Here is an 11,189-nt window from a genome sequence, read left to right on the forward strand (position 1 = left end):
TTCCAGAACCCGATCTTCCCGGCGTTCGCCGAGGTCATCGGCAGCGCGCTGGCGCAGCAGGGGCTGACGCCGGTGCTGTGCACCCAGACGAAGGGCGGCGTTTCCGAGGCCGACTACGTCGAGCTGCTGCTCCAGCAGCAGGTGTCCGGCGTGATCTTCGCGGGCGGGCTGTTCGCACAGGCGGACGCGCCGCACGAGCACTACCGGCTGCTGGCCCAGCGCCGTATCCCCGTCGTCCTGATGAACGCGGCGATCGAGGGCCTCGACTTCCCGAGCGTCGCGTGCGACGACGCGGTGGCGACCGAGCAGTCCTGGCGCCATCTGGTCTCGCTCGGCCACGAGCGGATCGGGCTGGTGCTCGGCCCCTCCGACCACATCCCCTCCCGCCGCCGGCTCAGGGCGGCCGCCGAGGCCGCCGGCGGCCACCTGGCCGACGCGTTCGTGCAGCGGTCGATGTTCTCCCTGGAGGGCGGTCAGGCGGCCGCCTCGCGGCTGCTGGACGCGGGGGTGACGGGCATCGTCTGCGCCAGCGACCCCCTGGCCCTCGGCGCGGTCCGGGCCGCCCGCAGGCGGGGCCTGAGGGTGCCGGAGGATGTGTCCGTGGTGGGGTACGACGACTCCGCCTTCATGACGTGCACCGAGCCGCCGCTGACCACCGTGCGCCAGCCCATCGAGGCTATGGGGCGTGCCGCGGTCGAGCTGCTGACCACCCGGATCCAGGGCGGCGACGTCCCGCACAGCGAGCTGCTGTTCGAACCGGAACTCGTCGTTCGCGCGTCGACCGCGCAGGTGGCCGGGCTGCGGGCCGCGACCGTCCCGGCCGCCGCGGATCTGGTGGCGGGCGCCTGACAGTCATTTGTCCGATCGAACGCCACTCCTGTCCCGGCATCCCGAGCGACTGTCAAACAATTACGAAATCAGCGCGAGATATTGCGTTCACTTGTACGTGGTGGTTGAGTGAGCGGCGCCCCACAACGCATCGGCGGTGGGGCGCCTTCCACGTTCATGCCCGAAGGGGACCACCCATGAGAAGTGCTCGGTTCCGCCGTACTCGTCGTGCCGGCGTCATCACGCTCGTCTCCGCTCTCACCCTGACCGCTCTGGCCGCCTGCGGCACGAGCAGCAGCGACGACGGCGGTTCCGAAGGCAGCGGCAGCGGGTCCTCCGACCCGGCCGCGCCGCTGGACCCGAAGACGAAGGTGACGATCACCATCGACTGCATGCCGCCGGCGGCGAAGGCGGCCGAGCTGAAGGAGTGGAAGGAGGACGTCGAGGAGTTCAACAAGATCTACCCGAACGTCACCGTCGAGGGCCGCTCCACCCCCGGCCAGTGTCTGGAGCCGCCGCGCTTCACGGCGATGCTCAAGGCCAAGTCGCAGCCCGACGTCTTCTACACGTACTTCACCGACCTGCCCCAGGTGCTGGACAACGACGGCGCCGAGGACATCACCGCGTACGTCAACGACAAGAGCGTCCCGGCGCTCAAGGACATCGACCCGAACGTCCTCGGCTCGCTCAAGCACGAGAACAAGCTCTACGGCCTGCCCACCAGCAACTACACGATGGGCCTGCTGATCAACCGCAAGCTCTTCCAGCAGGCCGGCCTCGACCCGGACGCCCCGCCGCGCACCTGGGACGAGGTCCGTGCCGCCGCCAAGAAGATCGCCGGCCTGGGCGACGGCATCGCCGGCTTCGGCGAGTACAGCGCGGGCAACACCGGCGGCTGGCACTTCACCGCCCAGATGTACAGCCTCGGCGGCGACATCGTCGACGCGAGCGGCAAGAAGGCGGCGTTCAACAACGAACTGGGCAAGCAGGTCGCCGAGAACCTCCACGCCATGCGCTGGGAGGACGACAGCATGGGCAAGACCCAGCTCCTCCAGTGGGGCGACCTCCAGAAGCAGATAGCCACCGACAAGCTCGGCATGTTCCTCGCCGCCCCCGACGACATCACGTACATGGTCCAGCAACTCGGCGCGGACTACGAGAACTTCGGCATGGGCCCGATCCCCGGCGAGAAGAACACCCTGGCCGGCGGAAACAACTACATGGTCAAGAAGGGGATCTCCGCCGACAAGGTCAAGGCGGCCGTCGCCTGGCTGAACTTCGAGAACCTCACCGTCGGCAAGGGGCAGTTCGACTGGGCCCGCAAGAAGACCGACAAGCTGCCCGTCGGTCTGCCGCAGCCCAACTTCTGGCTGAACGAGTCGAAGACGAAGGACGACGCGGCCCGCGTCGAGCACGCCACCATGCCGGTCGCCAACTTCAAGACCTTCATGGACAACCCGGTCCAGGGCAAGGCCGAGCCGCCGAAGGCCCAGGAGATCTACAAGGTCCTCGACAACGTGATGTCCGCAGTCCTCACCAACGAGGACGCCGACGTCGCCAAGCTGCTGGACACGGCCGAGAGCCAGGTCAACCAGGTCCTCGCGCACCAGTGAGCCCCTCCCGGCGGGGCGGCGGCGACCGCCCCGCCGGACACCGCCGCCCCCGGGCGGCACGGACCGGACCCTCTGTGGCATCCGGGGCGCCGCCCCGGCAGACCAGCGTCAAGGAGCGACGATGTCGGCCCCCAGCGTGACCCCGAGCAAGGCGGCCAGTCACCGCCGGACCCCGCCGCGTCCGGCGGACCCCGCGCCGCCAGGCGGCCGCCTCGCCAAGAGCCTGCGGCGCAACCTCACGGCCCACGGATTCCTGATCGGCGCGGTGCTCTGCTTCGCCGTGTTCTCGTGGTACCCGATGATCCGCGAGTTCTTCCTCGCCTTCCAGAAGACGGACCACGGTGAGGTCAGCTGGGTGGGGCTGGACAACCTCACCACCGTCTTCAACGACCCGGCGTTCTGGCAGGCGTGGCGCAACACCCTGCTGTTCACCGTCCTCGCCCTGGTGTTCGGCTTCGCCGTGCCGTTCGTCGTCGCCGTCGTGATCAACGAGTTCCGGCACGGCAAGGGATACCTCAGGCTGCTCGTCTACCTGCCGGTGATGCTGCCGCCCGTCGCGTCGGTCCTGCTGTTCAAGTACCTCTACGACCCCGGGTACGGACTGCTCAACGAACTGTTCGGCTTCTTCGGCCTGCCCGAGCAGCAGTGGCTCCAGGACCCGGACACCTCGATGCTCTCCATCGTCCTCGCCTCCACCTGGATGAACATGGGAGGCGCCGCCCTCATCTACCTCGCCGCCCTCCAGGGAATCCCCGGCGAGCTCTACGAGGCGGCGGAACTGGACGGGGCCGGGGTGCTCCGCAAGATCTGGCACGTCACCATCCCGCAGACGCGGCTCATCCTGTCCCTGATGCTGCTGATGCAGGTCATCTCCACCATGCAGGTCTTCGTCGAGCCCTTCCTGCTCACCGGCGGCGCCGGCCCCGAGGGCTCCACCACCACGGTCGTGTACCTCATCTACCAGTACGCCTTCAACTTCAACGACTACGGTGCCGCGGCGGCCCTGGGGCTGCTCCTGCTCGTCATCCTCGCCGGGTTCTCGGCGGCATACGTCAAGCTCAACCGCGCCGAGAACGAGTAGGAACCGGAGCCCCAGCATGTCCACACGCACGCTCATCTCACCGGCCCAGCTCGCCAGGCCCCGCGGCAAGGCCGTCTACTGGGTGACGTTCGCCGTCGTCGTCGCCGGCTTCACCCTGGTGTTCCTCGGCCCCCTGTACTGGATGGTCTCCAGCGGCTTCAAGGACACGCAGGAGGTCGTCCAGACCCCGCCGACGCTGGTCCCCGGCTCCTTCGCACCGGACAACTACACCAAGGCCTGGGAGGTCATGGACCTGGCCAGGCTGCTGTTCAACACCCTGTACTACGCGTTCGGCGCCCTGGCCTTCCAGCTCGTCCTCGACGTGGCCGCGGCGTACTCCCTGTCCAAGCTTCGCCCCGTCTTCGGCAAGGTCGTCCTCGGCGCGATGCTGGCGACGCTGATGATCCCCGCGACCGTCCTCGTCGTCCCCCAGTACCTCACCGTGCTGGACGTGCCCGTCGTCGAACGCAACCTGCTCAACACGCCCTGGGCCATCTGGCTGCCGTCGGTGACGAATGCGTTCAACATCTTCCTGCTGAAGCGGTTCTTCGACTCCATCCCCAAGGAACTGCTCGACGCGGCCGCCATGGACGGCGCGAGCCCGATGCGCACCCTCCGGTCGATCGTGCTGCCGATCTCCCGCCCGATCCTCGGCGTGGTCTCCATCTTCGCGATCGTCGGGGTCTGGAAGGACTTCCTCTGGCCGATGCTCACCCTGCCCGACCCGGCCATGCAGACGCTGAACGTCGGCATCTACTCGCTCTCCAACGGCGTACCGGTGAACGTGCTGATCGCCGCGCTCACCATCGCCTCACTGCCGACGCTGCTGATCTTCCTGATGTTCCAGCGCAACATCATGAGCGGCCTCACCGCCGGCGGACTCAAGGGCTGATCCAGCCCCCGCCCTCTCCCAAGCCTTCGCCGCCGGCCCGTCCGACGCCCCGCTTCCGGGCCGGCGGCGAAGACCCACCCTGCCCGAAAGGACCGCACCCGTGGCAGCCCCTCTTCCGCCCCGCACCGACGACTGGTGGCGGGACGCCGTCATCTACCAGGTGTACCCACGCAGCTTCGCCGACGGCGACGGCGACGGCACCGGGGACCTCGCGGGCGTCCGGGCGAGACTGCCCTACCTCGCGGGTCTCGGCATCGACGCCGTGTGGTTCACCCCCTGGTACGCCTCCCCGCTGGTCGACGGCGGCTACGACGTGGCCGACTACCGCACCATCGACCCCGCGTTCGGCACCCTGGAGGACGCCGAGAAGCTGATCGCCGAGGCCGCCGAACTCGGCATCCGCGTCATCGTCGACATCGTCCCCAACCACGTCTCCGACCAGCACGCCTGGTTCCGCGCCGCCCTCGCCGCCGGCCCCGGCAGCCCGGAACGGGAGCGCTTCCACTTCCGGCCGGGCCGGGGCGCGAACGGCGAACTACCGCCCAACGACTGGCCGTCGCAGTTCTCCGGCCGGACCTGGACGCGCGTGCCGGACGGCGAGTGGTACCTGCACCTGTTCACCCCCGAGCAGCCCGACCTGAACTGGGCCCACCCCGACGTCCGCCGCGAGCACGAGGACATCCTCCGCTTCTGGTTCGGCCGGGGCGTCGCCGGCGTACGCATCGACTCCGCCGCCCTGCTCGTGAAGGACCCGGCGCTCGCCGACTTCGAGGAGGGCGTCGACCCCCACCCGTACATCGACCAGGACGAGATCCACGACATCTACCGCGCCTGGCGGGCGATCGCCGACGAGTACGGCGGCGTGTTCGTCGGCGAGGTCTGGCTGCCCGACGCGGAGCGCTTCGCCCGCTATCTGCGCCCCGACGAACTGCACACCGCCTTCAACTTCAACTTCCTCACCTGCCCGTGGGACCCGGACCGCCTGCGCGCCGCCATCGACTCGACCCTCGCCGAGCACGCTCCCGTCGGCGCCCCCGCCACCTGGGTCCTCGCCAACCACGACGTCACCCGGACCGTCACCCGCTACGGCCGCGCCGACACCGGCTTCGACTTCGCGGCCAAGGCGTTCGGCACCCCGACCGACCTGGCGCTCGGCACGCGCAGGGCACGCGCCGCCGCCCTGCTGACCCTGGCCCTGCCCGGCTCGGTCTACCTCTACCAGGGCGAGGAACTGGGCCTGCCGGAAGCCGACATCCCCCTGGACCGCATCCAGGACCCGATGCACTTCCGCTCCGGCGGCACCGATCCGGGGCGCGACGGCTGCCGGGTGCCGCTGCCGTGGACGGCCGACCCGCCCTGGTGGGGCTTCGGTTCGACGACCGAGCCGTGGCTTCCGCAGCCCCGGGACTGGTCCGAGTACGCCGTCGAACGACAGCTCGGCGACCCGGAGTCGATGCTCACGCTGTACCGCGAGGCCCTGGCGATGCGCCGGGCGGGCCGGGGCTTCGGCGACGGCCCCCTGACGTGGCTGCCGGCCGGGGACGGCGTCCTCGCCTTCGCCCGCACGGACGGCCTGGTCTGCGTGGTCAACCTCTCCGACGCGCCGGCCACGCTGCCGCCGCACGACCGGGTACTGCTGTCCAGCGACCCGCTCGACCCCGACGGCAGCCTGCCACGCGACACGACGGCGTGGCTGCGCACCTGACGTCGCGCCGCGGCCCTGGTCAGCCCCGGTCGCAGCCGGTGCCGTCGCCGTCGCGGTCGAGGTGGGAGGCGTAACCGGGCTCGCCGCGGTGCACGGGCGCGGCACCGGCGGCGCGGGCGGCGGCACAGTTCGCGTAGTAGACGCTGCCCTCGGCCTCGCCGGTGTCGGCGCTGTCCCCGCTCCCGACGCCGCTGCCGTAGTCGGTCTCCGGCTCGGCGGTGACGGTCTTGGTGACCTCGACCTCCACCTCCCGGGTCTCGGTGACGGTCGGCGCCGGCGCCGGCGTCGCGGTGGCGGTCGCCGTGGGGGCGGTGGTGACGGTGACGGTGGGCTGGGGCGAGGCGGCGACCGGCTTGGCGTCGGTGGTGCTCGTGTTGCCGTCCTCGCCGGCGCCGGCAGCGATGCCGACGAAGAACGCGAGGGCCAGCGCCGGGCCCACATAGCGCTTCCGCGCCCACTTCGGTGCGGGCCGGCCTGCTGCGGATGGTGTGTACGGGTTGGTCACTTCGCCCCCCTGGTTGAACGTTGAAACGCTGACGGTAGCGGGAAGGTGAAGGAAATGTGAAGTCGGAGTGCTGGGCGGGGTGGTGGAGGCGACTGCGTCAGTGCGTACGTTCGATCCACGCCGCCGGCAGGGGCGAGGCGCCGGTGAGCGACATCCAGGCGCGGACCGTCTCCTGATGTGAACCCGTCGCCGTGCTCGCGGCGACCTCGGCCGCGTCGTCGGCGGAACACGGGGTGCCCGCGCGGGTCAGCAGCTCAAGCGGCCACTCGGGGCCCGGACCGGCCGGGTCTCCGTCGAAGGGGGTCCACTCCCAGGGGCCGTCGAAGAGCCATGCCCGGCCGGCGGCGTCGGCGACCTCGTCGCCCGGCCGGAGAGCCGCGTACGGCCGCATCAGGAGGTCGAACGTGAAAGGGGTCCCGTCGCCCGGGTGCACGGTGTACCCGGAGCCGTTGAGCTGGCTGTCGTCCGGATACTCGCGGTAGGACAGGCCGCGGCGCAGCACGGTGACGCTCAGACGGGGGCGCGGCAGCCAGCCCGTCTCCAGCGGGGGGTCGTGGCGGTCGACGGACGTCACATGGACCACGGTCGGTGGCACTCCGACCCGGCAGACATCCCCGGCCTCCAGCTCCTCGGGCGGCGGGTCGGTCCGGAAGATCTCCGTCGCCATCTCGGCGTCGGCACTCTCGTCGCCGTCCACACCGAGCGCGACACAACCGTTCCAGTGGATGAGGTCGCTGTCGGTGTCGATGTCCCACCACGGCCATCGCACCGAGACGTGGCCCCCCTTCAGGCCCCGTACGACGTGCGTCGGTGTGAAGGGGCAGGACACCGACAGCACGTCACCGACCCGGAAGTCCCCCGTATGCGTCATCCGGCCAGATTAGACGGCCGGTCGGGCCGGGCCCTTGTCCGGCACCAAGCGCCGGACAAGGGCCCGCGCGCCGAGCAGGACTCAGCGCTTGAGGGTGAAGGTGAAGTCGTCGGAGAGCTTGCCGTTCAGTCGGACGGCCGACACGAGGCTTCCCTCCGCGATCAGCCTCTCGACCTCGGCCCTGGACAGGCCGCAGCCCTCGGCGATCAGCCGCACCGGACGGACGGGTATCCGCGCCGCGAAGCCGACCGAGACGTCCATCGCCTCGCTGTCGAGGTGCCCCGGTCCGCCGGTGTCGAGCCGCCAGGCGCCGTCCCAGTCGAGGGCGACACGATTGCGGCGCCGCAGGACCGGGTCCTGGAGCAACTCGGCTGCCAGGCCGATGTCGTTGGCGTGCATCCGGTCGAGCAGCTCGGGCCGTAGGGAACGCACCTGCGTCCGTTCCAGGACCGTGAGCTTCGCCGTCTCCCCGCACGAGGTGCAGAGCACGAGGAGCCAGGCGTCGAGGAGCTTGTGGTGGGCGTTGACGCGGAACTTTCCGTCCGCCCGGAAGTACCCGGCCGCGCACGCGTGGCAGCGCCGGAGGACGAGAGGCAGGCGGGTGGGCATGACAACCCAATGGTTGAGCACAGAAGTACACCGGTTTCCGTGTGAGGACCGCAGCAGAAAGGAGCACGTCGCACAGGTGCGACGCGCGACGAATCAGCGCTCGGGGGGTCTCACACGGTGTACAACGGAACGTCCCTCACCTGGGCGACACGGCTCCGGCGCACGGTAGTGGCACGCGAGGGCGCCGCTCCACCGGTTTTCACGGCCCGCTCGGTCGTCCAGGGGCCTCGGCCGTGCGCCCCGGGCCCGGGTGGCGCAGTCTTTGAAGAGTCCTGGAGCGGACCTTGCCGACTTGACGGAGTCCTGCAACGGCCGGCCTTGATCCCTCCGGTACGCCGAACGGACCATGGACGACCGAGGGCCGGCGTCCGGCCGACGCGAGGAGAACGGGGACTGAGGATGGCGCACCCGCACCCCACGGCCCCCTGCGCGACGCAGGCGCCGACCGGCACGCCGACTGGCATGTTGCCCGGGACCGTCGCCGCGGCGCCCCCTTCGGCCGGCCCCTCGCCGGGGGTACGGCGCATCACACTGACCGACGGGTCCGTACCCGTGACGGGACTGCTCGGCGAGCCGTCGCACGGCCCCTCGCGTGCCCTCGTCGTCGCGCTGCACGGCGGCGGCATGAACGCCGGCTACTTCGACGGCCAGGCCCACCCGGACGTGTCCCTGCTGACCCTGGGACCCCGGCTCGGCTACACGGTGCTCGCCCTGGACCGGCCGGGATACGGACCGCACGCCCGGCGCAGGGCCGACGGCCTGACCGTGACCGAACAGGCCGGCCCCGTGGCGGCCGCGGTCGAGGAATTCACCGCCCGGCACCCCGGGACCGGCGGCGTCCTGCTGCTCGGACACTCCCTGGGCGGCAAGCTGGCGCTCACCCTGGCCGCCCACCGGCCGCCCGCCGCCCTGCTCGGCGTGGAGGTCTCCGGCGTCGGACACCGCCTCGCCGTCCCGCCCGAACGGGCCGGGCAGCGCGCCGGGGTCGCGCTGCGGCGGCTGAACTGGGGCCCCCTGGGCCTCTACCCGTCGGGCACCTTCCGCGCCAGTGAGTCCGTCGTCGCCCCGATGCCCCGGCGGGAGGCGGACTCGGTGGGGGACTGGGCTGCGGGCGGGTGCGCGGACGTCCTGCCCCGGGTGCGCGTGCCCGTCCGGTTCACGTTCGCCGAGCACGAGGCGTGGTGGCGGCACGGCCCGGACGACGTGGCCGACCTGACCGCCGCGCTGACGGCGGCGCCGAGAGTCGTCGTCGACCGGCTGCCCAGGGCCGGACACAACGTCAGCCTCGGCTGGGCGGCACGCGCCTATCACCTGCGGGCCCTCGCGTTCCTGGAGGAGTGCCGGGAAGCGGCCGGCGCCCTCGGGGACGGGCTCCCGTGAGCGCCGGCGCGACCGGCCCCTTCCGCGCGCTGCGCGTACGCAACTTCCGGCTCTTCGCCCTCGGCCAGGTCGTGTCGGTGGCCGGCACCTGGATGATGGTCGTCGCCCAGGACTGGCTCGTCCTCGGCCTGACCGACGACTCCGCGAGCGCCCTGGCCACGGTGACCGCCCTCCAGTTCACGCCGCTGCTGCTGCTCACGCTGTACGGCGGGCGGCTCGCGGACCGCCACGACAAGCGCGCGCTGCTGACCCTCACGAACGTCGTCTCCGGGGCCCTCGCCCTGCCGCTCGCCCTGCTCGTGCTGACGGACGGCGCCCGGCTGTGGCACGTCTACGTCTTCGCCTGCGCCCTGGGAGTCGTCAACGCCGTCGAGGTGCCGACCCGCATGGCCTTCGTCGGCGAACTCGTCGGGCCCGAGCTGCTGCCCAACGCCTCGGCCCTGAGCGCCGCCTACTTCAACGTGGCCCGCATCGCCGGCCCCGCCCTGTCCGGGCTGCTCATCACGGCCGTCGGCATCGGCTGGGTCATGCTCGTGAACGCCGTCAGCTACGTCGGGACGGTCGTCGGGCTGCGCCTGATGAGCGCCGCCGAGCTGCGGCGCGGGCCGCGTGGCGGCGACCGGGCGCGGATCGTGGACGGCCTGCGGCACGTACGGGAACGCCGCGATCTCCTGGTGCCGATGGCGCTGCTCGCGGCCGTGGCGCTGTTCGGCCTCAACTTCCAGCTGACGCTGCCCCTGCTGGCGAAGTCGGTGTACCACGCCGACGCCTCGTCCTTCGGGCTGCTGACCGCGGTGTTCGCGGCGGGCTCGCTGGCGGCGGCGCTGGTGGCGACCGGCCGCCGCACCCGGCCCTCGGCGCGTCTGGTGGCCGGTTCGGCCGTGGTGTTCGGGGTCCTGGAGGCGGGCGTGGGCCGGGCCTCCTCGTACCCGGTGGCGGTCGTCGTGCTGTTCCTGACCGGCGGCGCGTCGATCTACTTCGTGCAGGCCGCCAACCACCGCATCCAGCTGGGCAGCGCGCCCGAGTTCCGCGGCCGGGTCCTCGCCCTGTACACCCTGATCCTCCAGGGGTCGACGCCGTTGGGCGCCCTGCTGCTGGGCCGGATCATGGAACACGGGGGAGCCCGGGCCGGGTTCCTGACCGGCGGGCTGGTCACGCTCGTCGCGGGCGCCGTGGCGCTGGCCGTCGGCAGCCGCGGCGAGGCGCGGGAGCCCGACGCGTGGCCGGTACTCCCGGCCGAGGAGCAGCGGGCGCGACCGTGAGGAGCCCGGACGCGGACGACCTGCCGGGGGAGGGCGTCGTGGACCTCTGGCTGCTGCCCGAGGCACCGTCCCCCGAGGTCTCCTCGGCGTACGGCATCCTCGACGCCGCCGAGCGGCATCGTGCCCGGAGCTTCCCCACCCCGGCCGGACGGGGGCGGTACGTGCGGGCGCACGTGGCGCTGCGTACCGTCCTCGCCCGCTACACCGGCCAGGCCCCCGCCGACATCCGCCTCGCCCGTGAGCGGCCCCACGGCCGCCCGGTGCTGCGCGACGCCCCGCTGCCCTGGTTCTCGCTCTCGCACAGCCACGGCCTCGTCGCCGTCGCCGTCGCCGCACGCCCCGTGGGCGTCGACGTCCAGCGGATCTGCCCGCTCGGCACCGTGGAGGCATGCCTGCCACGCCTGCACCCGGCGGAGCGGGACGAGCTGGGCCGGTTCACCGGA

General features: G+C 71.7%; 11 protein-coding genes. 8 read left to right on the forward strand and 3 right to left on the reverse strand.

Annotated features, from left to right (window positions below):
- The 5 genes from GTW67_RS00370 to GTW67_RS00390 form a co-directional block, all read left to right on the forward strand.
- The coding region (locus tag GTW67_RS00370) for a substrate-binding domain-containing protein (RefSeq protein WP_161162772.1) at positions 1-849 on the forward strand (849 nt) is incomplete at its 5' end.
- 176 nt (positions 850-1,025) lie between these two features.
- Complete coding sequence (locus GTW67_RS00375) at positions 1,026-2,441, forward strand: extracellular solute-binding protein (RefSeq protein WP_161162773.1); 1,416 nt, start codon at positions 1,026-1,028, stop codon at positions 2,439-2,441.
- A gap of 121 nt (positions 2,442-2,562) precedes the next feature.
- Positions 2,563-3,522 (forward strand): carbohydrate ABC transporter permease, encoded by a 960-nt coding sequence (locus GTW67_RS00380; protein ID WP_161162774.1) that lies wholly within the window; start codon positions 2,563-2,565, stop codon positions 3,520-3,522.
- Positions 3,523-3,538: 16 nt separating this feature from the next.
- Positions 3,539-4,414 carry a carbohydrate ABC transporter permease gene (locus GTW67_RS00385; protein ID WP_161162775.1) on the forward strand — a complete coding sequence of 292 codons (876 nt, stop codon included), beginning with the start codon at positions 3,539-3,541 and terminating at the stop codon, positions 4,412-4,414.
- Between the two features lie 100 nt (positions 4,415-4,514).
- Positions 4,515-6,119, forward strand: a complete 1,605-nt coding sequence (locus GTW67_RS00390) for an alpha-amylase family glycosyl hydrolase (protein WP_161162776.1) — start codon at positions 4,515-4,517, stop codon at positions 6,117-6,119.
- 19 nt (positions 6,120-6,138) lie between these two features.
- Here the strand turns inward: GTW67_RS00390 and GTW67_RS00395 are convergent, their stop codons facing one another.
- The 3 genes from GTW67_RS00395 to GTW67_RS00405 form a co-directional block, all read right to left on the reverse strand.
- Positions 6,139-6,624: an excalibur calcium-binding domain-containing protein gene (locus tag GTW67_RS00395; protein ID WP_161162777.1), complete on the reverse strand. Its 486-nt coding sequence runs from the start codon at positions 6,622-6,624 to the stop codon at positions 6,139-6,141.
- Between the two features lie 97 nt (positions 6,625-6,721).
- Positions 6,722-7,495, reverse strand: coding sequence for a hypothetical protein (locus tag GTW67_RS00400; protein WP_161162778.1), 774 nt, complete (start codon positions 7,493-7,495; stop codon positions 6,722-6,724).
- A gap of 81 nt (positions 7,496-7,576) precedes the next feature.
- Complete coding sequence (locus GTW67_RS00405; protein WP_161162779.1) at positions 7,577-8,125, reverse strand: DUF1062 domain-containing protein; 549 nt, start codon at positions 8,123-8,125, stop codon at positions 7,577-7,579.
- Between the two features lie 441 nt (positions 8,126-8,566).
- Here GTW67_RS00405 and GTW67_RS00410 point away from each other — a divergent pair, with 441 nt between their 5' ends.
- The 3 genes from GTW67_RS00410 to GTW67_RS00420 all read left to right on the forward strand — a co-directional run.
- Complete coding sequence (locus GTW67_RS00410; protein ID WP_161162780.1) at positions 8,567-9,484, forward strand: alpha/beta hydrolase; 918 nt, start codon at positions 8,567-8,569, stop codon at positions 9,482-9,484.
- A complete protein-coding gene (locus GTW67_RS00415; RefSeq protein WP_346010523.1) occupies positions 9,481-10,746 on the forward strand; it encodes an MFS transporter in 1,266 nt (421 codons plus the stop codon). The genes GTW67_RS00410 and GTW67_RS00415 overlap by 4 nt, the downstream gene beginning before the upstream one ends.
- Positions 10,743-11,189: 4'-phosphopantetheinyl transferase family protein (locus tag GTW67_RS00420; protein WP_524539731.1), on the forward strand; the 447-nt coding region annotated here is incomplete at its 3' end. The genes GTW67_RS00415 and GTW67_RS00420, both read left to right, overlap by 4 nt.

It is taken from the genome of Streptomyces sp. SID5910 (assembly GCF_009862125.1).
Taxonomy (GTDB): Bacteria; Actinomycetota; Actinomycetes; order Streptomycetales; family Streptomycetaceae; genus Streptomyces.